Source organism: Rubrivirga litoralis, from assembly GCF_031846415.1.
In the GTDB taxonomy this organism is placed as follows: domain Bacteria; phylum Bacteroidota; class Rhodothermia; order Rhodothermales; family Rubricoccaceae; genus Rubrivirga; species Rubrivirga litoralis.
On sequence record NZ_JAVRHT010000014.1, the window covers coordinates 59,660 to 82,811 of the forward strand.

22 protein-coding genes are annotated in these 23,152 nt (G+C 73.4%); 17 read left to right on the forward strand and 5 right to left on the reverse strand.

The window, feature by feature from the left end; all coding sequences use genetic code 11:
* The first annotated feature begins 330 nt into the window (after positions 1-330).
* From hemW to RM540_RS07580, 3 genes are all read left to right on the forward strand, one after another.
* The gene (gene hemW / locus RM540_RS07570) at positions 331-1,488 is read left to right on the forward strand and encodes a radical SAM family heme chaperone HemW (RefSeq protein WP_311662948.1); all 1,158 of its coding nucleotides are present in this window, start codon (positions 331-333) and stop codon (positions 1,486-1,488) included.
* A 27-nt stretch (positions 1,489-1,515) separates the two neighbouring features.
* Positions 1,516-2,022, forward strand: coding sequence for a DUF192 domain-containing protein (locus RM540_RS07575; RefSeq protein ID WP_311662949.1), 507 nt, complete (start codon positions 1,516-1,518; stop codon positions 2,020-2,022).
* Between the two features lie 189 nt (positions 2,023-2,211).
* On the forward strand, positions 2,212-2,748 hold the full coding sequence (locus RM540_RS07580) for a hypothetical protein (protein WP_311662950.1): 537 nt from the start codon (positions 2,212-2,214) through the stop codon (positions 2,746-2,748).
* Between the two features lie 57 nt (positions 2,749-2,805).
* Here RM540_RS07580 and RM540_RS07585 read toward each other — a convergent pair whose 3' ends face one another.
* On the reverse strand, positions 2,806-3,174 hold the full coding sequence (locus tag RM540_RS07585) for a HesB/IscA family protein (RefSeq protein ID WP_311662951.1): 369 nt from the start codon (positions 3,172-3,174) through the stop codon (positions 2,806-2,808).
* 275 nt (positions 3,175-3,449) lie between these two features.
* Here RM540_RS07585 and sufB point away from each other — a divergent pair, with 275 nt between their 5' ends.
* From sufB to RM540_RS07610, 5 genes are all read left to right on the forward strand, one after another.
* Positions 3,450-4,913 (forward strand): Fe-S cluster assembly protein SufB, encoded by a 1,464-nt coding sequence (gene sufB, locus RM540_RS07590; protein WP_311662952.1) that lies wholly within the window; start codon positions 3,450-3,452, stop codon positions 4,911-4,913.
* Between the two features lie 91 nt (positions 4,914-5,004).
* Positions 5,005-5,769 (forward strand): Fe-S cluster assembly ATPase SufC, encoded by a 765-nt coding sequence (gene sufC / locus RM540_RS07595; protein WP_311662953.1) that lies wholly within the window; start codon positions 5,005-5,007, stop codon positions 5,767-5,769.
* Between the two features lie 102 nt (positions 5,770-5,871).
* Complete coding sequence (gene sufD, locus RM540_RS07600; protein WP_311662954.1) at positions 5,872-7,173, forward strand: Fe-S cluster assembly protein SufD; 1,302 nt, start codon at positions 5,872-5,874, stop codon at positions 7,171-7,173.
* A 78-nt stretch (positions 7,174-7,251) separates the two neighbouring features.
* Positions 7,252-7,608 (forward strand): iron-sulfur cluster assembly protein, encoded by a 357-nt coding sequence (locus tag RM540_RS07605; protein WP_311662955.1) that lies wholly within the window; start codon positions 7,252-7,254, stop codon positions 7,606-7,608.
* 250 nt (positions 7,609-7,858) lie between these two features.
* Complete coding sequence (locus RM540_RS07610; RefSeq protein ID WP_311662956.1) at positions 7,859-8,275, forward strand: VOC family protein; 417 nt, start codon at positions 7,859-7,861, stop codon at positions 8,273-8,275.
* 90 nt (positions 8,276-8,365) lie between these two features.
* Here the strand turns inward: RM540_RS07610 and RM540_RS07615 are convergent, their stop codons facing one another.
* The 4 genes from RM540_RS07615 to RM540_RS07630 all read right to left on the reverse strand — a co-directional run bounded on the left by RM540_RS07615 (position 8,366) and on the right by RM540_RS07630 (position 11,562).
* A complete protein-coding gene (locus RM540_RS07615; protein WP_311662957.1) occupies positions 8,366-9,031 on the reverse strand; it encodes a TPM domain-containing protein in 666 nt (221 codons plus the stop codon).
* Between the two features lie 28 nt (positions 9,032-9,059).
* Positions 9,060-10,016: a hypothetical protein gene (locus RM540_RS07620; protein WP_311662958.1), complete on the reverse strand. Its 957-nt coding sequence runs from the start codon at positions 10,014-10,016 to the stop codon at positions 9,060-9,062.
* 57 nt (positions 10,017-10,073) lie between these two features.
* A complete protein-coding gene (locus RM540_RS07625; RefSeq protein WP_311662959.1) occupies positions 10,074-10,982 on the reverse strand; it encodes a double zinc ribbon domain-containing protein in 909 nt (302 codons plus the stop codon).
* A gap of 277 nt (positions 10,983-11,259) precedes the next feature.
* Positions 11,260-11,562: an HU family DNA-binding protein gene (locus RM540_RS07630; protein WP_489753814.1), complete on the reverse strand. Its 303-nt coding sequence runs from the start codon at positions 11,560-11,562 to the stop codon at positions 11,260-11,262.
* Positions 11,563-11,680: 118 nt separating this feature from the next.
* Between RM540_RS07630 and RM540_RS07635 the strand changes: the two genes are divergently transcribed.
* The 9 genes from RM540_RS07635 (at position 11,681) to RM540_RS07675 (ending at position 23,151) form a co-directional block, all read left to right on the forward strand.
* Complete coding sequence (locus tag RM540_RS07635) at positions 11,681-12,451, forward strand: glycogen/starch synthase (RefSeq protein WP_311662960.1); 771 nt, start codon at positions 11,681-11,683, stop codon at positions 12,449-12,451.
* Positions 12,452-12,632: 181 nt separating this feature from the next.
* Positions 12,633-13,841 carry a hypothetical protein gene (locus RM540_RS07640; RefSeq protein WP_311662961.1) on the forward strand — a complete coding sequence of 403 codons (1,209 nt, stop codon included), beginning with the start codon at positions 12,633-12,635 and terminating at the stop codon, positions 13,839-13,841.
* A gap of 49 nt (positions 13,842-13,890) precedes the next feature.
* Positions 13,891-15,177 carry a hypothetical protein gene (locus RM540_RS07645; RefSeq protein ID WP_311662962.1) on the forward strand — a complete coding sequence of 429 codons (1,287 nt, stop codon included), beginning with the start codon at positions 13,891-13,893 and terminating at the stop codon, positions 15,175-15,177.
* A gap of 26 nt (positions 15,178-15,203) precedes the next feature.
* The gene (locus RM540_RS07650; RefSeq protein ID WP_311662963.1) at positions 15,204-16,664 is read left to right on the forward strand and encodes a hypothetical protein; all 1,461 of its coding nucleotides are present in this window, start codon (positions 15,204-15,206) and stop codon (positions 16,662-16,664) included.
* Positions 16,665-16,943: 279 nt separating this feature from the next.
* Positions 16,944-18,227, forward strand: a complete 1,284-nt coding sequence (eno, locus tag RM540_RS07655; protein WP_311662964.1) for a phosphopyruvate hydratase — start codon at positions 16,944-16,946, stop codon at positions 18,225-18,227.
* A 261-nt stretch (positions 18,228-18,488) separates the two neighbouring features.
* Positions 18,489-18,773 carry an FtsB family cell division protein gene (locus RM540_RS07660; RefSeq protein WP_311662965.1) on the forward strand — a complete coding sequence of 95 codons (285 nt, stop codon included), beginning with the start codon at positions 18,489-18,491 and terminating at the stop codon, positions 18,771-18,773.
* Positions 18,773-19,777 (forward strand): ROK family protein, encoded by a 1,005-nt coding sequence (locus RM540_RS07665; RefSeq protein ID WP_311662966.1) that lies wholly within the window; start codon positions 18,773-18,775, stop codon positions 19,775-19,777. Before RM540_RS07660 ends, RM540_RS07665 begins: the two co-directional genes overlap by 1 nt.
* Before the next feature lie 197 nt (positions 19,778-19,974).
* Positions 19,975-22,665: a putative LPS assembly protein LptD gene (locus RM540_RS07670; RefSeq protein WP_311662967.1), complete on the forward strand. Its 2,691-nt coding sequence runs from the start codon at positions 19,975-19,977 to the stop codon at positions 22,663-22,665.
* 207 nt (positions 22,666-22,872) lie between these two features.
* Positions 22,873-23,151, forward strand: a complete 279-nt coding sequence (locus RM540_RS07675; RefSeq protein ID WP_311662968.1) for a BON domain-containing protein — start codon at positions 22,873-22,875, stop codon at positions 23,149-23,151.
* The last annotated feature ends 1 nt before the right edge of the window (position 23,152 follow it).

Sequence of the window (23,152 nt, forward strand, 5' to 3'; positions counted from 1 at the left end):
GGGCGGACCCAAAGGGCGGGGTGGCGGAGAGCATACGCCCCGCCCCGCCCCCTCGTGCCCGTGTGGCAGAGCCTCATCTACCCGCCTCGCAAGCCGTAGCGGCGTTGCATGCAACGCCGGCGTTAGCCGCCTGCCCACGTCCCCACAAAAAGGCCCCACCCCGCCCGCGCAGTGGCGGGGCGGCGAAGGGCGGGGCGGCGAAGGGCGGGGCGGCGAAGGGCGGGGCGGCGAAGGGCGGGGGAAGAACGACGCCCGACAGCACTCCCACCCCGCCCCCGCGTTCACGCCCCGGGGCACCCGCCCCGCCCCCGAACCTTTTCCCCCCGCCCCTTGGCCAGTCTCTACGTCCACGTCCCGTTCTGCTCGCAGCGGTGCGTCTACTGCGACTTCTACTTTGTGACCACGCAGCGGGACGAGGACGCGTTCGCGCGGGCGGTCGAGACCGAAGCCGGCATCCTGGGCCGCGAGTTCCGCGACCTGGGGCCGCTCGATACGCTCTACCTCGGCGGCGGCACGCCGTCGCTCTTGTCGCCCGAGGCGCTCGCGCGCGTGCTCCAGTCGGCCCACGACCACTTCGACACGTCCGCCCTCGCCGAGGTGACGGTCGAGGCCAACCCCGAGGACCTGGGCGGGGCGGGCGGGGCGGCGTGGCTCCGGGCGGCCCGCGACCTCGGCGTGACGCGGCTGTCGCTGGGCGTGCAGTCGTTCTACGATGACGACCTCGCGTTCATGAACCGCGCCCACGACGCCCAGCAGGCCGAGGCCGGTGTCGAGGCCGCCGTCCGCGAGATCGGCGACGTGTCGGTCGACCTCATCTTCGGGATCCCCGACCAGCCGTTCGAGCACTGGGGCGCCAACCTGGAGAAGGCGCTGCGCCTGGGCGCCACGCACCTCTCGACGTACAGCCTGACGGTCGAGGAGAAGACGCCGCTGTTCAAGATGGTCGAGCGGGGCGGGGTCGTCCCCGAGGGCGACGAGGCGCTCCGCGAGCGGTACCTGTTCACGCGCCGCTACCTCGAAGAGCGCGGGTTCGAGCACTACGAGGTCTCGTCGTTCGCGCGGCCCGGCCACCGGAGCCGCCACAACGAGGGCTACTGGACGCACCGGACGACGCTGGCGATCGGGCCGAGCGCGCACTCGTTCTGGCGCGAGACGCGGAGCCGCGCCTGGCGCTGGGCCGACGTCGCCAACCTCGGCCGGTGGCAGGGGCTGCTGGCCGCCGGCGAGCAGCCGGTCGAGTGGCGCGAGCACGTCGGCCCGGACGAGCTGGCCGACGAGGCCGTGCTCCTCGGGCTCCGCCGCCTCGTCGACGGCCTCGACCTCGACGCGTTGGCCCGCGACTACGGCGTCGACCTGCTCACCGACAAGGCGGCCGCGCTCGCGGCGCTCGAAGGGGCCGGGCTCGTCGAGGTCTCGCCCCGGCGAGTCCGCCTCACGCCCGAGGGCGCCGTGCTCGCCGACGCCGTGGCCCTCAAGCTCGTGGGCTAGTTTGCCCGCCCCCCACATCCGAGACACATGCGCCGATCCGCTACCCTGACGGCCCTCGCCGCGCTCGCGGTGGCCGCCCCGCTCGCCGGGTGCGCCCAGGACGACGAACCCACCGCCCCGCCCGTCGCGCGCCCGTCGATCCCGTTCGAGGTCGAGGGCCGGCTCAGCTTCGTGCGCGGCGCCGACACGCTGCGCACGATCGACGTCGAGATCGCCGACACCGACTCGACGCGCCAGCGCGGCCTCATGGAGCGGACCGAGATCCCGCCCGAGACGGGCATGCTGTTCGTGTTTCCCGGAGCGCAGCAGCAGGCGTTCTACATGGCCAACACGCCGCGCTCGCTCGACATCCAGTTTTACGGGCCGGACTCGACGCTCCTCAACATCGCCCACGGCACGACGCCGTACTCGACCGACAACGTGCTCTCCGACGGGGCCGCCCAGTTTGTCGTCGAGGTCCCCGCCGGGTACAGCCGCCGGCTCGGGCTCGTCGAGGGCGACCGGATCACGTGGTCGGCGGGCGGGGCGGAGTAGGCGCTCGCCCCGGCGCGGCGGGAGCCTCCTGCGTCGTCGTGAAGACGCTCGCAAACCGCCTGCCGCCGGCAACGCGTCCGCGCCCGCGCCGTTGGGGGGCCACGACGCGAACGTGCCGTCCCACGTGGACCGTCTGAGCCCGCAGGCCCCGTAAGGCCTGCGGGCTCCCCTTTTATCACCGCCCCGCCCGTGCCGCTCCCCGACCCGCTCCCCGCCCGCTCCACGGCGACCCTCGACGCCCGCGTCCGCGCCCGAATCGTCCACGACCTCCTCGACGGGGGGCACCACCTCCTCGACGCCCCCGACAGCGGCGCCCTCACCGTCCGCGTGACGGTCGACCGCGAGGCCGGAACGCTCCGGCTCGACACCTTCCCAGAGATCGAGGACGAGGTCGAGACGGCCATCGGGTCGGTCCGCGCCGTCGTGACCGTCGAGGGCCAGCCCGAGGGCCGCTACGACGACGACACCGGCCACATCGAGATCGACGTCCCGCTCCACCTCGACGTCAAGAGCCTCCTGGCTCGGGACTCCAACGCCGTCATCACGCTCGGGAGCCGGGGCGACGTCGACGAGCCCGGCCTCTCCGGCACCGGCGACCCGTTCGACGCGGGCGACACGGCCGTGCGCCTCGTTGGGCAGGGGACGTTTGAGGGTGGGAGCCTCGACGGGGCCGCGCTGTGGCTCGTCCTGGAGGGGACGGTCGCGGACGTCAGCGAGGCTGAGTAGCTCCACCCGCAGGCACTCGGGGCGGGGTGGCCGCCCCGCCCCTCCACCCCGCCCGTGCTACAGGCTGAACGACTCGCCGCAGGCGCACGTCCGCGTGGCCTGCGGGTTGTCGAAGTGGAAGCCCTTGCCCTCCAGCCCGTCCGTAAAGTCGAGCGTTGTGCCCTCGACGTAGAGCCGGCTCTTGAGGTCGAGCGCGACGCGGAACCCCTCCAGGTCGACGACCTCGTCGTCCGGGTTGAGCGCGGTGTCCCAGCCCAGGTCGTAGGTCAGCCCCGAGCACCCGCCGGCGACGACGGCCACGCGGAGCCACGCGGCCCCCAGGTCTACGCCCTCGCGGGCGGCGACGGCGGCGAGCCGGTGACGGGCGCGCTCGGTGATTCCGAAGGGGGGCGCTTCCAGAGCAGAGTGGGAGGAGGTCTCAGTCATTGCGGTCGAGTCCAGCGGGCGGGGCGGGTGTGACACGTGCGCTTGGGGGGAAGTTCACCCCCTGAGGGGCCGTCTAGACGGCCCGGCCATACCATGTATTACCCGTCCCGGGTTTGTCTCTGGCAGCCCCGGGAGACGAGCCTGAGGGACAGCCTTGGCGGGCGGGGCGGGGCGGCCCGTTTTGCTGCCGCCACCGGCCCCTCGGTTCGCCCGCTCTTCGGGGAACTGCCCCCACCCCGCCCGGTTCGCCCTACACACCCTTAAGAGACCCTCCGATGAGCACCTACACCGAGCACGATTTCTTCGAGGACGTCGCCGAGCAGGGCTACAAATACGGGTTCGTGACGGACGTCGAGACGGAGAAGGCGCCGAAGGGCCTGAGCGAAGACACGGTCCGCTACATCTCGGCCAAGAAGGAGGAGCCCGAGTGGCTCCTGGAGTACCGCCTCAAGGCGCTCCGGCACTTTTTCAAGCTGCTCGCCGAGCAGAAGACGCCAGTCTGGGCGCACCTCAACGTCCCAGAGATCGACTACCAGAACGCGTATTACTACGCGGCGCCGGGCAAGAAGGCCCGCTACGACTCACTCGACGACGTGCCGCCCGAGGTGCTCGCCGACTTCGAGAAGCTGGGCATCCCGCTCGGCGAGCAGGCGCGGCTGGCCGGCGTGGCCGTCGACGCGGTCATGGACTCGGTCTCGGTCGCGACGACGTTCAAGGAGGAGCTGGCCAAGGAGGGCATCATCTTTTGCTCGTTTAGCGAGGCCGTCCAGAACCACCCCGACCTCGTCCGCGAGAACATGGGGTCGGTGGTCCCCTACACGGACAACCTGTACGCGGCGCTCAACTCGGCCGTGTTCTCGGACGGCTCCTTCTGCTACATCCCGAAGGGCGTCCGCTGCCCGATGGAGCTGAGCACGTACTTCCGCATCAACGAGGCCAACACGGGCCAGTTCGAGCGGACGCTGATTATCTGCGAGGACGACGGATACGTCTCCTACATGGAAGGCTGCACGGCGCCGATGCGTGAGGAGTACCAGCTCCACGCGGCGATCGTGGAGATCGTAGCTCATGACAACGCCGAGGTCAAGTACTCGACGATCCAGAACTGGTACCCGGGCTCGGCCGACGGCAAGGGCGGGGTGTACAACTTCGTAACCAAGCGCGCGCTCTGCGCCGGCCGCAACTCGAAGGTGACGTGGACGCAGCTCGAAACGGGCAGCGCCATCACCTGGAAGTACCCGTCGTGCATCCTCAAGGGCGACGGCTCCGTCGGCGAGTTCTACTCGGTCGCCTTTACGAAGGACTACCAGCAGGCCGACACGGGGACCAAGATGATCCACCTGGGCAAGAACACCCGGTCGACGATCATCTCGAAGGGCATCTCAGCGGGCCAGTCCAACAACTCGTACCGCGGGCTCGTCCGCGTGAACCCGAAGGCCGAGGGCGCCCGCAACTTTTCGCAGTGCGACTCGCTCCTCATCGGCGACCAGTGCGGGGCGCACACGTTCCCGTACATCGAGATCAAGAACGAGACGGCCCAGGTCGAGCACGAGGCGACGACCTCGAAGGTCGGCGAAGACCAGCTGTTCTACTGCCAGGCCCGCGGCATCTCGGAGCAGGACGCGCTCAACCTCATCGTCAACGGCTACGCCAAGGAGATCCTCGCCAAGCTCCCGATGGAGTTTGCCGTCGAGGCCCAGAAGCTCCTGAGCGTCCAGCTCGAAGGCAGCGTGGGGTAAAGGGGCAAGGGCGAAGGGGCAGAAAGCCCCCGCCCCGCCCCCGGACCACCCCGCCCCTTGCTTCCTCCCCCCTTTTCTCTTCCCTGCATTCATGTCTCTCCTCTCCATCAACAACCTCCACGCCTCGGTCGAGGACCACGAGATCCTCAAGGGCCTCTCGCTCGACGTCAACGGCGGCGAGGTCCACGCGATCATGGGGCCGAACGGGTCCGGCAAGTCGACGCTCGCGGGCGTCCTGGCGGGGCGGGAGGATTATGAGATCACCGAGGGCTCGGTCACGTTCGATGGTCAAGACCTGCTCGAGATGGCGCCCGAGGAGCGGACGCGCGAGGGCCTGTTCCTCGCCTTCCAGTACCCGGTCGAGCTGCCGGGCGTGAGCACGCACCAGTTTCTGCGCACGGCCGTCAACTCGGTCCGCGCCCACCGCGGCGAGGGCGAGATGTCGGTGACGGACTTCCTCAAGCTCATGCGCGACAAGGCTGAGTTCGTGAACCTCGACCCGAAGCTGACCAAGCGGTCGGTGAACGAGGGGTTCTCGGGCGGCGAGAAAAAGCGGGCCGAGATCTTCCAGATGGCCATGCTCGACCCGCGCGTCGCCATCCTCGACGAGACCGACTCGGGCCTCGACATCGACGCCCTCCGCGTCGTGTCGGACGGCGTGAACAAGCTCCGCGGCGAGGACCGCGCGTTCGTGCTCATCACGCACTACCAGCGGCTGCTCGACTACATCAAGCCGGACCACGTCCACGTCCTCATCGGCGGCCGGATCGTCCGCTCGGGCGGGCCGGAGCTGGCCGAGGAGCTCGAAGAGAAGGGCTACGACTGGCTGCTCGAAGACGCCGCTGTCGCGGCCTAGGGTTGTGGGGTCTGGAGGTTCAGGGGTCGGGGTTGAAGCCCCGCCCTGCCTCACCCCGCCCTGCACCGTCGACCCCTGAACCACACAACCCTGAACCCACCGATGTCCGCCCCGCCCCTCGTTCACCGCGCGCTCGAAGCGCTCGACCGCGCCTTTACCGGTGACGGCGCGCCGGCCCCGTTCCCCGAGCTCCGTACGAAGGCGCGGGACGCGTTCAACGGACTCGGCCTGCCGTCGACGCGCGACGAAGCGTGGAAGTACACCGACCTCCGCCCCGCCCTCAAGGCGGACTACCACCTCGCGGAGCCTGCCACGATCACCGAGACCGACCTCGACGGCACGGCGATCGACGGGCTGGACGCGGCCCGCGTCGTGCTCGTCAACGGGCATCTCGACCGCGACCTGTCGGACCTCTCGGGGCTCCCGGACCGCGTGACGGTCGGCAGCCTTCGCGACGCCACGCGCGAGGGCGGGGCGGTGGTCCAGGACTACTTCGGGACCGTCGCGGACACCGAGCGGAGCGCGTTCGCGGCGCTCAACGCGTCGTTCGACCTGGACGGCCTGTTCCTCCACGTCCCGCGCAGCGTGGCCGTCGAGCGGCCGATCCACGTGGTCCACGTCGTGACCGGCGACCGGCCGACGTTCGTCCAGACGCGGCACCTGTTCGTGGTCGAGGAGAACGCGCAGGCGACGGTCATCGAGACGTACCACGAGCGGGGCGGCGACGCCGAGACCTTCCGCAACGACCTGACCGAGATCTTCGCCGGGCCGAACGCGAACGTCGAGCACGTCCGCGTGCAGGACGAGGGCGGGGCGGCGACCGGCGTCTCGCTCGTCCACGTCCAGCAAGAGCGGGGGTCGGACGTCTCGACTCTCGCCTTCACGTTCTCGGCGGGGACGGTCCGCAACGACACGACGATGGTCCCGGCCGGCGAGGGCTGCCAGTCCACGCTCGGAGGGCTCTACATCTGCACCGAGGCCCAGCACGTCGACACGCACACGCTCGTCGACCACGTGGCGCCGGGGTGCCAGTCGAACGAGCTGTTCAAGGGGATCATCTACGACGAGGGCACGGGCGTCTTCAACGGGAAGGTGTTCGTGCACCGCGAGGGGCAGCAGACGAACGCCTACCAGCAGAGTCAGGGCGTGGTCCTGAGCCCGAAGGCGCGGCACTACTCGAAGCCCGAGCTGGAGATCTACGCCGACGACGTCAAGTGCTCGCACGGCTCGACGACGGGCGCCATCGAGGCCGAGCACGTGTTCTACCTCCGCAGCCGCGGCGTGTCCGAGGCCGACGCCCGCGCCATGCTCCTCTACGCCTTCGCCCACGACGTGGTCGAGATGGTGCGGTCCGAGCCGCTCCGCGACTACCTCGACGCCCGCATCGCCGAGCGGCTGAAGTGACCGGGTTCTGGGTTGAGGGGTTCAGGGTTTAGAGCCGGAGACCCTCCCAACCCTGAACTCACCAACCCCGAACCTCCCATGACGCGCGACTTCCTTATCGACGGCCGCGAGGCGGACGACTTCTCCGAGCTGGAGGAGGGCATCGCCCAGGTGATGAAGACGATCTACGATCCGGAGATCCCGGTGCCGATCTGGGACCTCGGGCTCATCTACGGCTGGGAGATCGCCGACGGCGCCGACGGCAAGGACGTGACGGTGCGGATGACGCTGACGGCCCCCAACTGCCCGGCCGCCGAGACGCTACCGGCCGAGGTCGAGCAAGGCGTGAACGCCCTGGAGGGTGTCGGACGGGCGGCCATCGACCTCGTGTTCGTGCCGTCGTACTCGATGGAGATGCTGAGCGAGGAGGCCCGCCTCACGCTGGGCTTGATGTGAGGGCAGGCCGCCCCGCCCGACGACGTGCGGGAGCGTGGCGGCGGCTGACGTGAAGGGCGGCGAGCGCGGTCAGTCGTACCCGTGGACGGGTCGAATCGTCAGCACCCCGGCCTGGGCGGCGGAACAGGGCGCGCGGGCGGGGCGGGCGCGTTCCGCGGCGGCGGGCTGTACGGCCACCCCGCCCGGTGGTATACGGTGTGGAACGGGGGGCGCCGTTGTCGGGCGTGGACCTTTCTCCCTCTCTCCCCCTATGTCTCTCTCCCCCACCCCGCTCGAATCGGCCGCCCGGCAGGCCGAGCGGGCGCTCCGAAAGCCGAGCACCGCCGTCTGGCTCCGGGGCGTCAGCGTCCGAACGGCGCGCCTCGACGAGGCGCTCGCGTTCTACGTCCAGACGCTCGGGCTCACGCTCGGCGGCGTCGACGCCCACCCGCTCACGGCGCGCGCGCGCGCGCACCTTCTCGACGCCGAGGGCCGCCGCGTGCTCGACCTCGTGGAGACGGACGGCGACCGCCGCGGCCCTGACGAGATCGCGTTCGGCGTGCCGCGCCGCGTGTTCGCGCTCGTCCTCTCCCGGCTCGACCTCCAGGGCGCCGACTACGCCGACGTGGGCGGGGCGCTCTACGTCGCGGACCCGGACGGCACGACGCTCCGCGTCGAGGCGCTCTAGCCCCACGCTCAGGCGGCCGCCCCGCCCGTACGAGCGGGCGGCTACCACCGCCCCGCCCGGCGCCGAGCGGGGCGGCCGGGCGATCGGCCCCTACTCGTCACGGACGCGGACGTCGTCGGACAACTCGTCGGTATCGTCGGGGCGGAGGGCGACGCCGCGCCGGTGGAGGAGGTCGCCGCACCGGCCGACGGCCTCGACGATCCCGCCCGCGAGGTCGCCGCGGACGACGCCGCCGCGGAGGAGCCCCACCACCTCGTCCCACTCGCCCGCCTCCACCTTCGCGTTGATGCCGGCGTCGCCGACGACCTCGATCCGGCGCTCGAAGAGCGACACGAACAGCAAGATCCCCGTCCGGTCGCGCGTGTCGAACACCTCCTCGTCGACGAACGCGAGGGCCGCCCGGCGGTGAACGGCTTCGTCCAGGAGCGCCCCGCCCGCGAGGCGGCGGCGGAGCGGGGCGACCGTCGCGCCCAACGCGGCGCCCAGGACGCCGCCGAGCGCCACCGCGAGGGCCATCCCCCACGCCGAGTAGAGCCAGCCCATCCCCCACCCCGCGTACACCTGGGCCACGGCGAGCGCGACGACGGCCGCCAGGAGCGCGCCCGCGCTCGCCCCGCGCCAGACGGCCACCGGGTAGGACCCGCTCGTGCGGACCACGTAGGGCACGATCTCCCCCGCCGTTCGCGTCTCGGCCTCGGCGACGGCCTCGCGGATGCGGTCGCGGTCGGCGTCGGAAAAGAGCGGGGCGTCGGCCATAGGAGCGAAAAGGCGGGGGCGCCGCAACCTACCGGGCGGCGGCGAAGCGAGCGGCGAGGGTGGAGAGCGCGTCCGCGGACACGGCCCGGACGCGGCCGAGACGGCCCAGCGCGAACGCCGGCGGGCGGGCGGGGCGGCGGGCGCCGGGCGCCCGGTACAGGTCGGCGAGGGCGCGGGCCGCGAAGGCGCCGGACCGGAGAGCGCGCGCGGCGACGGCGCTGCGGGCGGCCTCGGCCTCGGCGCGCGAGAACGGGCGGAGCGCGTCGCCCCACCCCGCCCCGCCCGTGCTCCACAGCGCGGCGGCGCCGTCGGCCGCGTCGAGCGCGACGCGGGCCGAGGGGAGGCGGCGGCGGAGGGCTTCTTCGAAGACGAGGAGCGCGGCGTCGTCGTCCAGGTCCGCCCGCACGCGGAGCGCGTTGGGGGGCGGGGCGGTCGCGCCGGCCAGGCCGCTCGACCGTCCCCAGGCGCCGCCGAGCACCCGGCCGACCGCGCCCTCGACGGCCGCCGAGGTCTCGCTGCCGACGACCACGGCCGTCACGTCGGCGGGCGCGGCGGGCAGGCCGCGGACGACCGCGAGCGCGTCCGCGACCGACGCCGCGTCCGTGTCGGCGAGCGCCGCCCCGCCCCCGGCGAACGCGACGACATGGGCGGCCTCGGCGCCCGGCTGGTGGGCGTAAACCACCGTCGCCCCGCTCACGAGCGTCCACTCGGCCACCTCGGACATGGGTCCGTCCGCCTGCGGGTAGACCGACCGGGCCTCGACCGTCCCCTTTGGTGCGGGCTCCGGCGCCGGGGGCGGGGCGGGCTCGACGGTCGCCTCGGGCGGGGCGGGCGCCGGGCGGGGCGGCAGCGACGGCCGCTCGACCGGGGGCGGCTCGGGCAGTTCGACCGTCGTCGTCGCGATCGTCCGGTACGGCGGTCCGCAGGCGGCCAACGCCAGGGCGAGCAGGAGGGCGAGGCGGCCGAGGGGCGGGGTCGTGGGCATCGGGCGGCGGGGGGGCCGCGCCAAGCTACGCCGCCTCACCGTAGGCCCGCGGCCGGCTCAGCCGGCGGGCGCCTCGGCCTGCTGGACGGCCAGGAGCGCCGTCCGCGCCCGCTCGCGGAGCGGGTCGCCGGGCGGGGCGAGCTCGAGGACGCGCTCGAACGAGGCGCGGGCGCTGTCGAGCCGTCCGATGAGGAACCGGCGCTCGCCCATCAGGAAGTGGGCGGGGACGTTGGCGGGGTCAGCGGTGAGGGCCGCCTGGAGCTCCAAGACTGGCCGCATCGGGTCCGTGGGGTCGAACGCCGCCGCCTCGGCGAGCGCCACGCGGACGTCGGCGCTCTCGCCGAGCTCCAGGCTCTTCTCGAAGTCCGTGATCGCCCGGCGCGCCCATTGGACGCTCGCCGTCGGGTCGGTCCCGCTCGCGTTGAAGGCCGCCGTAAGGTAGTACCGGCCCGACTCGTACCATCCCGCCCCCGTGCCCTGGGCGGCGAAGGCGTCGGCCGCCGTCTGGAGCGTGTCGGGGAGCGCCGGCGTGCCCTCGGGGACCGGGCCGGCCGGCCCCAGGTCGTCGGCCGCCGCCGTCGGCGCCGCGTCCGGAGCGTCGCGGTCCGCGCTCAGGAGCGTGGCCCCGTAGAGCAGGACGACGGCCGCGATGCCCACGCCGACGACGACGAACGCGCGCTTGGCACCGGCCGACGACGCTCCCGCCCCGCCCGAAGCAGTGGCGCCGGCCACGGGCGCGGGGCGTGGTGGGGCCGAGGGCGCCCGGGCCTCGTCGGCCTCGAAGCGCTCGCCGCAGCGGTTGCAGAACCGGGACCCGGGCGGGGCGACGTGCCCGCACCGCGGGCAGACGACGCCGTCCGCGTCGCCGGAGGCGGCGGGGCCGTCGACGGTCGTTCCGCAGAGGTCGCACACGGCGGCCCCGTCGCGGACGGCGGCCCCACACGAGGCGCAGGCGGTGGAGGACATAGGCGGACCCGGAGGGCGGAGTGGAACGGGCGGGGCGTCGCCGCCAATCACGCACCGCGGGCGGGGCGGGGGCGGAAGACCGCGTGAGAACGACGTGCAGCAGGTCGCCGCCCCGCCCACGCCGCGGGCGGGGCCGGCTTCATCGGGCCGACCGGCGGCCGCCCTGGGCGGGGCGGGCACAGCGGACCGCCCCGCCCACCACCAGACACGGCGCTACGGGCGCCGCCAGCGCCGGCCCACACCATTCGGGCGGGGTGGCGCCACCCCGCCCTCGCCGCTACGCCCCCGTCAGGCGGTCCTCGCCCTGCTCCTCGACGCGGCGGCGGAAGTCCTGGGCCGGCTTGAACACGGGCGCCATCCGCCGGGGGACCGGCACCGGCTGGTCGGTCCGCGGGTTGCGCGCCGTGCGCGGGGCGCGCTCGACGGCCCGGAACGTGCCGAACCCGCGGAGCTCGACGCGCTCGCCCTCGGCCACGGCGTCGAGCACCGTCTGCATAAAGCCGTCGACGACGGCCTCGGTCTCCATCTTGGTCAGCCCCGTGGCGGCGGCGATGCGGTCGACGATCTGGGCTTTGGTCACGGGGCGGCGGGCCAGGCGGGCGGGGAGGATACGAGCCCTCCGCCGACGGAGGTGGCGCGGGCGGGGCGGGCGGAGTTAGTTTTCACGCGGTTTCTCCCGCCCCACCCGTCGTCCTCCTATGCGCGTTCTGTTCGTCTCCGGCGAGGTCGCCCCGTTCTCCGACACCACCGAAACCGCCCGCCTCATGCGGGTCCTCCCGGAAGCTCTCGAAGAGCACAAGGACGTCGAGCCCCGCATCGTCATGCCGCGCTACGGCGTGATCTCCGAGCGTAAAAACCGGCTCCACGAAGTCATCCGGCTCTCCGGCGCCGAGATCGCCGCCGGCGACACGACGGACACGCTCAAGGTGAAGGTGGCCTCGATCCCCGGCATCCGGCTCCAGGTCTACTTCATGGACTCCGTCGCCTTCTTCAAGCGGAAGGGGGTCTGGCGCGACCGGAAGACGGAGGCCGTGTTCGAGGACAACCCCGCCCGCGCCCTGTTCTTCGCGCGCGCCGCGCTCTCGACGGCCCAGAAGCTCGGGTGGGGGCCGGACGTGGTCCACGCCGCCGGGTGGATCTCGGCCTTTATCCCGCACGTGCTCCAGACCGACCTCGCGGACGACGAGCTGTTCGCCTCGACGCGCTCGGTCTTCACGCCGGGCGCCGTCGAGGGCTTCGAGCCCACGCTGAGCGAGGACGAGGCCGGGGCGCTCGGGCTCCCCGAAGCCTGGGCGGGGCGGACGCTCCGCTCGATCGGGCTCGAGACGGCCGACGCCGTGGCCTACGCCGACGGTGACGAGCCCGGCGAGGGCGAGCCGGCCGGCCCGACGCTCCCGTCCGAGGGCGTCCCGGCGGCCGACGCCGCCGCCGAGGTGTACGGCTCGCTGAGCCCCGCCCAGGCGGCTTGACGCCCCGACGCGAGAGACGCGGCGGGCGGCACCGGATGCCGCCCGCCATTTTTTTGCACGGACTGCCCGGTCGAGAGCGGGGCGGGCCGGTAGCGTAGCGGCCTCCGGGTGTCCCGGAATCTGTGCCCCCAACGCGAGAACCGGCGCGGGCTCCGTTGAGCCCACCCCGCCCCCGACGCCTGTGAGACTGCCGCCCCGCCCCCTCCTCCTCCTCGCCGCCCTCGCCGCGCTCCCGGCGTGCCAGGACGCCGCCGGCGTCGGGGTCGGCCTGATCGACGACGCCGACGTCGACCCGGCGACGCGGACGGTCGAGGCCGCGTCGGTCGAGGCCGCCGACGACCGCCGCCCCGCCATCGGGTTCGCCGACTCGACGGCGGCGCTGGCCCAAACGCGCGTGCTGGCCGGCGACGTGGCCGACCCCGTCTTTGGCGACGCCCGCGCGGTCGGGTACCTCGACGTCGTCCGCCCCGCGATTCCTGAGGGGATGGCGGCCGCCGACGTCCGGTCGGTCCGCCTCGAGCTCCAGCGGACGTACGTCTACGGCGACACCACGGCGGCGCTCGCGCTCGCGCTCCGCCAGGTCGACGCCGGCGCGGGGTCGTGGTCGCCGTCGCTGGACTACGCCGCCGACACGCTCTTCGCCGTCGGCCCGGTGCTGACCTCGACGACGGTCTCGGCGGCCGACGAGACGGTCGCCTTCGACCTGCCGGCGTCGTGGGTCGAGGCGAACGCCGAGCTCCTCCTGGCCGCCAACTTTAACGAGGCGTTCGAGGGGTTCGCCCTGGAGCCGACGCGCGCGGGCGGGGCGGGGGCCGTGTTCGGGTTCCAGGCCCAGACGCCGCAGACGCGGCTCCGCGTGATCACAACCAACGATACGCTGTCGTACCGGGCCGGCGAGGTGTTCTCGTCGCTCCAGCGCGGGGAGCCGCGGCCCGCGCCCGACGCGTTCGTCGCGGCGCAGGTGGGATCGGGGCGGTCGGTCCGGCTCCTGTTCCCGCTCGACGCCATCGGCCCGGCGGCGCTGGCGCGCGCCGTTCTCCGCGCCCCGCTCGAGACGACGGTGGCCGAGGAGGGCTCGTTCGTCCGCCCGGTGGCCCAGAACGCGACGCTGTTCGGCGTCGACACGGCCACGGGCACGCGGACGCCCATCGTGATCGTGACGGTCGAGGGCGGGGCGGTGTCGGCGGCCCAGAGCGATCGGCTCACGCAGGCCGTCCAGGCGGCGCTCCTCGGCGCGGCCGCGTTCGACGCCTTCGAGCTCGTCCCCGGTGCCCTTCCGGGTCGGGTTCAGGGCACGCTGTTCGTCCCGGCCTCGCTCGACGTCCTCCCCGTGCTCCGCCCGGGCGGGGCGGAGGCCCCGCGCCTGTCGCTGACCGTCGTCGGCTCCTGAGCCGGGCAACGCCCCGCCCCGCCCCGTGTCTCTACCGCCCCGCCCCCCGATGCTCCGACTCGCCGCCCTGCTCCTCGCCCTCGCCGCCGCGGCCGGGGCGCAGGCCCAGGGGTCGACCAACTACGGCTCGATCTACTCGCTCTACGGCCTGGGCGAGCGGAGCGAGTTCGCGTCGTCGCAGGCGGCCATGCTCGGGAACGGCGGCGCCGCGCTCCGCTCGTCGGTCTACACGAACCTGTCGAACCCGGCGCTCTGGTCCGACCAGGTGCTCACGACGTTCTCGGCCGCCGGCCGGATCACCACCGTCCGCGGCGTCGACGGCGCGTCCGACGACCCCAGCGTGGGGACGGCCGGCGACGTGGCCAGCGTGCTCCTCGGCGTCCCGCTCTACGCCGGCCGTCTGGGGCTCGTCCTCTCCTACCAGCCGTACTCGCGCGTGAACTACCGCTCGGCGTCGACGGGCACGTTGGACTCCGAGGGGACGCCAGTCGGGTACACGCTGAACCTGGAGGGCGGGGGCGGCCTCCAGCAGCTAAGCGGCGGGCTCGGGTTCCGCCTCGGGTCGGCCCTCCAGATCGGCGCCAGCGCCGACGTGATCCTGGGGACGGAGGAGGACGTGCAGCGGACGGCGTTCGACACGACGTCGACGGCGTTCGCGACCACGCGGCGGTCGCGGTCGACGCGCGTGAGCGGGGTGACGGCCACGGTCGGCGCCGCGGGCACCGTCCAGAACCTGCTCGGCGACGACGACGCGCTGACCGTCGGTGCCGCGCTCACCTTCCCGACGGCCCTCTCGGTCGTGCGCACGACGACGCTGGGCGAGACGCTCAGCCGCGACACGCTCACGACGACGCAGGACGGCGACGCCACGCTCCCGCTCGTCCTCCGCGGCGGGGTGGCCTACCGCGCCGGCCCACGCTGGCTGGCGACGGTCGACGCGCTCTACGAGCCGTGGGGCGGGTTCGAGAGCACGGTCCCCGTGGGCGGGTTCGACCCGGCGGCCGGCGTCGACGCGCTCCGCGACCGGCTCCGCGTCGGGGGCGGGGTGGAACTCTCGCCCGGCGGCGGCCGCCGCGCCGTGGCCCGGACGGCGCTCCGGCTCGGGGGCTACGCCGAGCGCGGGCTCTACGCGCCCGAGGGCCAGGGCGTGGCGACGTACGCGCTCACCGGCGGCGTCTCGGTTCCCAACCGCCTGACGGGCTCGCGGATCGACCTCGGCGTCGAGGTCGGAACCCGCGGCTCGACAGAGGGCGTACTCGTCCGCGACACGTTCGTGAAGGGCACGCTCACCTTCAACTTTGGCGAGCGCTGGTTCGTCCGGCGCCGGTTCAACTAGTCTTCCCCCACCCTCTCTCTCTGTTTATGCGATCCCTCCGCCTCGCCCTGCCCGCACTCGCCGGCGCCGCCGTACTCGCCGCCTGCGCGGGTCCCGCTGGGACTTCCTCCGACGGCTCCACCAACGAGTACACCCCGCCCCCGGAGGGCGGGGCGGCGTACGGCCCCGGCGACCTATGCACGGACACCTACGTCATCGTGCAGCAGGAGCCGACCGAGTCCAACACGCGGACCAACTTCAGCCTGGGCGCCGAGAACTACCGGAACGACGACTTCTGCGCGGCCTACCCGTACGTGCAGTGGCTGCTTGCGAACGACCCGCTGTTCACGGGCGAGGACCCCGACGACCGGAACTACCTCCGCATGGCGTCGATCTACGAGTACTTCGCCCAGAACGTGGACTCGACCGACCAGGCCACGCGCGTGGCCTACCTGGACTCGGCGCGGGCCGTCCGCCAGGAGGGCCGTCAGACGCTCGACACGCAGGGCATCGCCTACGACCCGTACCTCCGCGACCTCCGCGAGGGGTTCTTCTACTTCCAGAACCGGGACGTCTACGACGACGCGGACCAGCAGCAGTTCGAGGCGTTTAACCGGGCCTTCGAGGCCCAGCCGGACAGCCTCGACGACTGGTACTACAGCCAGCTCTTCGCGCTCTCGGGCAACGAGTTCGGCGACGAGTTCCCGAACCCGCAGCGGGCCGACTACGTCGAGCGCCTGGCCTCGAACGTCGACACGCCGGCGCTCCAGCAGTACCTGACCAGCTCGGCCGAGTTTTTCCGCACCGACCCGAGCGCCGCGCCGGGCGGGGTGGCCGGGGCCGGCTCCGACGCCGCCGTCGAGCAGCTCGTGGCTGACCTCCAGGCTGGGACGATCTCGGACGACGACGCGCTGACGCTGCTCGCCGTGGTCCTCCAGCAGCCGGACCGCCTGGAGGCGCTCGGCGAGGACCCCGCCGCGCTCCAGACCCAGGTCGTCCGCCTGCCGGCGATCACGAACCAGGTCGACAACCCGCGGACGCTGGTCGCGCTCGCGTTCCAGGCCTTCCGGGAGGGCGACACGGCGCGGGGCAACGAGCTCTTCGACCGCGGCCTCACGAACGCGGCCTCGAACGCGCAGCGGGCCGACTTCCTCTACGCCCGCTCGGCCGAGGGCTTCGGGAACACGTCGCAGCTCGTCAACCGCGCGCTCCAGTACTTCCCGAGCCACGGGCCGAGCCTTTACGCCCGCGCCGGCATGATCGCTGACGCCGTCGGCCGCCCGTCGTCCTTGACGGGCCGGTTCGCCTACTGGTGCCTCGCTGACGAGTACCGGAACGTGGCCGCGGTCACGTCGGGCCGGATCGCGGACGCCGCGCGCCGCGCCGCCGCCGGCTACGAGCGGGCCGGGCCGAGCCGGGAGTCGTACTTCCTCGAGGGGTACCGCCCGGGCCAGACGGTGACGGCGAGCCTCGGGGCCTACGGGTCCTGCTCGACGCGCGTCCGCTAGGGCCACCCCGCCCCGTGCGTACGAGCCGGCCGTCCTCAGGGGCGGCCGGCTTCTTTTTTGGCCGCCCCGCCCACGCGTGTGTGGGCGGGGCGGTGTGCTCCGAGGGCGGGGCGGGGTGGAACGTGGGCGGCCGGCGCTGGGGCGCGGGCGACTCCACGGGCGACCGCCGGTCGCCCCTACCAGGGCGGGGCGGTCGGTTTTCATCCCCAGCGCGGCCCCGCCCGCGGCGGCCGGGTATCTTGGGGTGCCCTCTCCCCCACCCCGCCCTCCGGGTCCATCATGCCGCTCATCGCCTCCGTCCGCGCCCGCCAGATCCTCGACAGCCGAGGCAACCCGACCGTCGAGGTCGACGTGATCACCGAGGACGGCTCCGTCGGCCGCGCGGCCGTGCCGTCGGGGGCGTCGACCGGGGAGTACGAGGCGGTCGAGCTCCGCGACGGCGACGACGACGTGTACCTCGGGAAGGGCGTGCTGAAGGCGGTCGAGAACGTGAACGACGAGATCGCCACCGAGGTCGTTGGGCTCGACGCGCTCGACCAGGCTGCGCTCGACCGCGTCCTCATCGACCTCGACGGGACCGAGAACAAGAGCCGGCTGGGCGCGAACGCGCTCCTCGGCGTGTCGCTGGCGACGGCGCGGGCCGCGGCCGTCTCGGTCGGCCTCCCGCTCTACGCGTACCTGGGCGGGGCGAACGCCCGGCGCCTGCCGGTCCCCATGATGAACATCATCAACGGCGGGCGCCACGCCGACAACTCGGTCGACCTTCAGGAGTTCATGGTCATGCCGACCGGGGCCGAGACGTTCTCCGAGGGGCTCCAGATGGGGGTCGAGACGTTCCACCACCTCAAGAAGGTGCTGACCCAGCGCGGCTACTCGACGGCCGTGGGCGACGAGGGCGGGTTCGCGCCGAACCTGAAGTCGAACGAGGAGGCCATCGAGGTCATCTTGGAGGCCATCGAGCGGGCCGGCTACGCGGCCGGCGACGACATGTACATCGCGCTCGACCCGGCGGCGGCCGAGATGGTCGAGGACGGGAAGTACGTGTTCTACAAGTCGGACCCCGACCGGAAGCTCTCGTCCGAGGAGATGGTCGAGTTCTGGGCGGGGTGGGTCGACGAGTACCCGATCATCTCGATCGAGGACGCCCTCGATGAGGACGACTGGGACGGCTGGGCCGCCCTCACCGAGCGCGTCGGCGAGACGGTCCAGCTCGTCGGCGACGACCTGTTCGTGACGAACACCGACCGGCTCCAGCGCGGGATCGACGAGGACGTGGCCAACGCGATCCTCATCAAGCCGAACCAGATCGGCACGCTGACCGAGACGCTGGAGGCCGTCGAGCTGGCCCACCGCTACGGCTACGCGTCGGTCCTCAGCCACCGCTCGGGCGAGACCGAGGACACGACGATTGCCGACCTCGCCGTGGCCTGCGGGAGCGGCCAGATCAAGACGGGTTCGGCGTCCCGGAGCGACCGGCTGGCCAAGTACAACCAGCTCCTCCGCATCGAGGAGCTCCTGGGCGACGCGGCGGTCTACCCGGGCATGGAGGCGTTCCGGTTCTAGGGCGACCGCCCCGCCCGCGGTCTTGGGCGGGGTGGTGCACCGTAGCCCCGCGCGGAAACGCGCCCACCCCGCCCGCCCGAGCCGCGAGTCTCGGCGCCGGCCGTTCAGCCTCGACGCGCCGGTGGGGGCGGGGTGGCTGGTCGGCGTCTCTGTGTAGAGCCCAGGCTGTCCGCCCCGCCCGGCGGCGCCTCCGGGTTTCCACCGTCGGTGCGCGGGCGGGGCGGGCGTAGATTGCCGCCGCCCCGCCCCCCCGGTCCGCCCATGCCCCAGCGTCTCCGCCGCCGGCTCGCCCTCGTGGGCGTCGTCGGCCTGATCCTCTGGGTCGCCTTTTTCGACAGCCACAGCGTGTGGCGCCGCGTCGCCTACGCCCAGGAGCTGGACCGGATGAGCGAGGAGAACGCCGCGATCGGGGCCGAGAACGACGCGCTCGAAGCCCGGCTCGACCGCGGCCTCGACGACGCGACCGTCGAGCGCGTGGCCCGCGAGCAGTACGGGATGCGCCGCCCCGGCGAGCGCGTGTACCGCGTCGAGGACGCCCCCGAATAATGGCCGACGCCCCACTCCACGCCGTCGGGGTCGACCTCGGCGGCACGAACCTGAAGGTGGCCCTCGTCGAGCGCGAGGGCGGCATCGTCCAGAGCGTCTCGCGCCCGACCGGCGCCGAGCGGGGGCCGGACCACGTGCTCGACCAGATCGCCGACGGCGTCGCCCAGGTGCTCGAAGGCGCCGCCCCGCCCGAGATTGTGGGCGTCGGGATCGGCGCGCCTGGGGCCGTCTCGCTCGACCGGACGACGGTCCGCGAGCCGCCCAACCTTCCCGAGTGGCGCGACGTCCACCTTCCCGACGCGCTGGGGCCTCGGCTGGCCGCGCGCGGCGTCGCGGTCGACGGGCCGGTCATCGTCGAAAACGACGCGAACGCGGCCGCCCTCGGCTCGGCGTTCTACGGGGCGGGGCGGCCCTTCGACTCGTTCGTCATGGTCACGCTGGGGACCGGCGTGGGCGGGGCGATCGTCGTCAACGACCGCCTGTTCCGCGGCTCGACGGGCGCGGCCGGCGAGATCGGCCACATGTCGATCGACTACGAGGGGCCGTACGACCGGGCCGGCGTCTCGGGCGCCATCGAGGCGTACCTCGGGCAGCGGTTCCTCTCGCACCATGCGCGCTACCAGCTCCTCGCCCGCGAGACGCACCTCCACCAGACGGCCGGCCGCGACCTCACCGACGTGACGCCGCAGCACCTCCACCGCGCCGCCGTCGCCGGCGACCCGGCCGCGCGCGAGGTGCTCGCGTGGGCTGGCCACAAGCTGGGCGTCCTGCTGGGCTCGGTCGTCAGCCTCCTCGACATCCGCAAGATCGTCGTCGGCGGCGGCGTGTCGCAGGCGGGCGACTACCTGCTCGACCCGGCGCGCGAGACGATCGAGCGGTTCGTGATGCCGCCCATGCTCGACGGCGTCGAGATCGTGCGCGAGACGCGCGGGAACGAGGTGGCGCTGCTCGGCGCGGCGCGGCTCGCGTTCGAGCACCACGAGGACCGTCCCGCCCAGGGCTAGCACGGGCGGGGTGGCGCCGAGCCCGCCCCGCCCCCAAGACTCTGGGGGACACGACTCGCCGCGTCCGCGCCGCACCACGAGGACCACCCCGCTGAGGGCGGGGCGGTCCGCCTTTCGGACCCGCGGCCTGGCCGCTAGCTTCGCGCACGAAGCTGCCGCGCCTCCCGTTCCGGCGCCGCCGTCCCCCCACGCTCCCCGTGCCCCGCCGCCCCGCCCCGCCCCGCTCGTGGTTCCTCGCCGCCGCCGTCGTCGCCCTGTGGGCGGGGCGGGGGGCTGCCGCGCAGGAGGCGGACACGGTCGCCGTCGACACGGCCGGGGTGGTCCGCCCCGCCCCGCCCGCGGTCGCCCTGCCCGCGGTGCCGGCCGGGCCGCCGGTCGACGTGGGGCTGCCCGTCGCGGGGGCGGCCGAGGGCGGGCTGGAGGCGCCCGTCGCGTACACGGCCCGCGACTCGGTGCGGATCGTGCTCGCCCGGCGCGACTCGCTCGGCCCGGACGAGGCTCCCGACGACGTGGTGACGCTCTTCGGCGAGGCCCAGGCGACGTACCAGGAGGCTACGGTCGGCGCTGGCCGGCTCCAGTACCGGGCCGGCGCCCAGACCGTCCGCGCCGACCCGCTCGGGTCGGACTCCAGTGCCGTCGGCGTACCGCAGTTCCAGAGCGGGTCGGAGTCGTTCCAGGGCGACGCGTTCGTCTACAACCTGGCCTCGCAGCGCGGCCGCGTGACCGGCGCGCGGACGCAGATCCAGGACGGCTACCTCCTGGGCGGGGTCATCAAGCAGCGGACCGAGGACGTGGTCTACGCCCAGGACGCGGCCTACACGACGTGTGAGCTCGACCACCCGCACTACGCGCTCGAAGCGGGCCGGCTCAAGGTCGTGGGCGGGGAGGAGGTGTACTCGGGGCCGGTCCGGCTGAAGATCCTGGGGATCACGATGCCGGTCATCCTCCCGTTCGGGTACTTCCCGACGGCCGAGGGCCGGCGGAGCGGGCCGCTCCCGGTCCGGTACGGGCAGGAGTCCGGGTTCGGGCTGTTCCTCGACAACGTGGGCTGGTACTGGGCCATCAGCGACTACCTCGACGCCCAGGCCACGGCGAAGGTGGGGACCGAGGGCTCGTTCCTCGTCCGCGGCGCGGCCCGCTACAACAAGCTCTACGCCTACAACGGCGACGTCTCGCTCCAGGTCGGGCGGCTCCGCTCGGGCGAGCCCACCGACCCTGATTTTTCCCCGCGCATCCCGTTCAACCTCCGGGTCTCCCACAACCAGACGCTCCCGGCCGGGCAGCGGCTGACGGCGTCGGTCAACCTCCGGTCCGAGAGCCAGCGGTTCGTGGCGCAGTCGGTGGAGGACCAGGTCGAGACCTCGACGCAGTCGTCGGTCGGGTACTCGCAGTCGTGGCCGAGCGTGGGCCGGGCGCTCAACGTCTCGCTCCAGGCCTACCAGGACTTTACCGGCGCCACGCCGCGGACGTCGGTCACCTTCCCGACGCTCTCGTTCACGCAGCAGCGCCGGTTCCCCTTCCGCCGCGGCCGCGACGACCGCTGGTACGAGAAGATCAGCGTGGCCTACTCGAACCAGACCACGAACTCGTTCAACTTCCAGGCCACGGCCGACACGTCCGTCTCGGCGCTCGAAGGCTTGTTTAGCCCGTCGGCGTTCGCCGACGCGACGGGGCGCGACCAGCGGTTCGTGTACCAGGTGACGCAGAACGTGCCGGTCCAGGCCGCCTTCCAGATCCCTCGGTTCAACCTCTCGCTCTCGCCGTCGCTCAACTACCGCGAGACGTGGGTGGGCGAGCGGACCGAGATCGTGGTCGACTCGGCCGGGGCGTTCGACTCGCGCCAGGTCCCCGGGTTCACGGCCGTCCGCCAGGCGGCGCTCTCGGCGTCGGCGTCGACCGAGTTCTATGGGACGTTCCCGCTCCGCGTGGGCCGCATCGACGGGCTGCGGCACACGGTCCGGCCCAACGTGTCGCTCCAGTTCGAGCCCGACTACGAGGCGTTCGGGTTCGTCCGCGAGACGGCCCCGAACCCGCAGGGCGAGACGCGGCGCTACGCGATCGTCCCCGGCATCCCGCTCAACCCCCAGCGCGCGCTCTCGTTCGGCGTCAGCAACGCGTTCCTCGTGCGCACGGCGTCGACCGACTCGACGGGCGAGACCACGCGGACCGCGCGGCAGGTCCTGTCGCTGGACGTGAGCGGGAGCTACAACTTCGCGGCGACGGAGCGCCCGCTGAGCGACGTCAGCGCGCGGGCCACGAGCCAGTTCTGGGGCGTCTCGGCGAACGGGAACGCGACGTTCTCGCCGTACGCCATCGACTCGACCGGCCGGAGCCTGACGCAGACGTACCTGGACCAGACGGGCCGGCCGCTCCGGCTCTCGGCCGTCAGCCTCCGCCTGAGCCGGTCGTTCAAGCTGGGCGGGGCGGGGCGGGAGGAGGACGTCCGCCCGGTCGTCGCGGCCCCGGGCACCGAGGCGTACGACCCGGGCGCGTTCGGGCCGCGCCCGGCCGTCGTCGGCTACATCGACTACGCCGCCCCGCTCTCGTTCTCGCTGAGCGCCACGATCAACCACCGCCCCGCCCCCGGCGCGCTGCGGCCGACGACGGCGACCATCGAGCTCGGCCAGCTCAACGCGCGTCTGACCCCGAAGTGGTCGGTCTCGGGACGGACCGGGTTCGACCTCGTCCAGATGGAGCCGACGGCGACGAGCCTCCAGCTCCGGCGCGACCTCCACTGCTGGGAGATGGCGATCGGGTGGCAGCCGCTGGGGCCGGTCCGCGGGTTCTCGTTCTCGCTCTACGTCAAGAGCGGGTACCTCCGCGACATCCTGCGGATCAACGTGCCGCAGTCGACGGTCCGCCGGCTCCCGTTCCCGACCGGGTTCTAAAGCGCCCTCCGGGGGGTACCGGGTACGAGGTACGGCCCGATCTGACCTCGGCGCGCGGTCCTCGTACCGAGTGCCTACCTGCACGTTGGCTCTGGGCGGGGCGTGTACCAGGAGCCGCCCCGCCCGCCCGGCGCGGTCACGCCGGGCGGGGCGGCCGGCGTGTTGGGCGGGGCGGCCCGTAGCTTCCCCCACCCCGCCCCTGGACCCGTGCCCCGACTCTTCTCCGGCCTCCGCGCGGCCGTCGCGCGCGCGCAGCGGCGGCGGACGCAGACGTCGGCCGACGCCGGCCTCGCCCGCGCCCTCCACGACGGCGTCGAGGCGGCGGGCCTCGCCGCGCGCGGGCTGGCGTTCTACGTCCACGACGGCGTCGTCTCGGTCTACGGCGACGTCGCCGACCGCGCGGCGCGCGAGGCCCTGATCGACGTGGTGGTCGAGGCGCCCGGCGTGCAGCGCGTTGTGGACCACCTCCGCATCGGGGGCGCGTGAC

Excerpts from the sequence above, each read along its gene's own strand:
- RM540_RS07625 (WP_311662959.1), bottom strand. The coding sequence starts at position 10,982 with ATGTCCTCCACCGCCTGCGCCTCGTGTGGGGCCGCCGTCCGCGACGGG.
- sufB (WP_311662952.1), top strand. The coding sequence starts at position 3,450 with ATGAGCACCTACACCGAGCACGATTTCTTCGAGGACGTCGCCGAGCAG.
- sufD (WP_311662954.1), top strand. The coding sequence starts at position 5,872 with ATGTCCGCCCCGCCCCTCGTTCACCGCGCGCTCGAAGCGCTCGACCGC.
- RM540_RS07665 (WP_311662966.1), top strand. The coding sequence starts at position 18,773 with ATGGCCGACGCCCCACTCCACGCCGTCGGGGTCGACCTCGGCGGCACG.
- RM540_RS07585 (WP_311662951.1), bottom strand. The coding sequence starts at position 3,174 with ATGACTGAGACCTCCTCCCACTCTGCTCTGGAAGCGCCCCCCTTCGGA.
- eno (WP_311662964.1), top strand. The coding sequence starts at position 16,944 with ATGCCGCTCATCGCCTCCGTCCGCGCCCGCCAGATCCTCGACAGCCGA.
- RM540_RS07635 (WP_311662960.1), top strand. The coding sequence starts at position 11,681 with ATGCGCGTTCTGTTCGTCTCCGGCGAGGTCGCCCCGTTCTCCGACACC.
- RM540_RS07615 (WP_311662957.1), bottom strand. The coding sequence starts at position 9,031 with ATGGCCGACGCCCCGCTCTTTTCCGACGCCGACCGCGACCGCATCCGC.
- RM540_RS07610 (WP_311662956.1), top strand. The coding sequence starts at position 7,859 with ATGTCTCTCTCCCCCACCCCGCTCGAATCGGCCGCCCGGCAGGCCGAG.
- RM540_RS07605 (WP_311662955.1), top strand. The coding sequence starts at position 7,252 with ATGACGCGCGACTTCCTTATCGACGGCCGCGAGGCGGACGACTTCTCC.
- RM540_RS07620 (WP_311662958.1), bottom strand. The coding sequence starts at position 10,016 with ATGCCCACGACCCCGCCCCTCGGCCGCCTCGCCCTCCTGCTCGCCCTG.
- RM540_RS07660 (WP_311662965.1), top strand. The coding sequence starts at position 18,489 with ATGCCCCAGCGTCTCCGCCGCCGGCTCGCCCTCGTGGGCGTCGTCGGC.
- RM540_RS07645 (WP_311662962.1), top strand. The coding sequence starts at position 13,891 with ATGCTCCGACTCGCCGCCCTGCTCCTCGCCCTCGCCGCCGCGGCCGGG.
- sufC (WP_311662953.1), top strand. The coding sequence starts at position 5,005 with ATGTCTCTCCTCTCCATCAACAACCTCCACGCCTCGGTCGAGGACCAC.
- RM540_RS07575 (WP_311662949.1), top strand. The coding sequence starts at position 1,516 with ATGCGCCGATCCGCTACCCTGACGGCCCTCGCCGCGCTCGCGGTGGCC.
- RM540_RS07650 (WP_311662963.1), top strand. The coding sequence starts at position 15,204 with ATGCGATCCCTCCGCCTCGCCCTGCCCGCACTCGCCGGCGCCGCCGTA.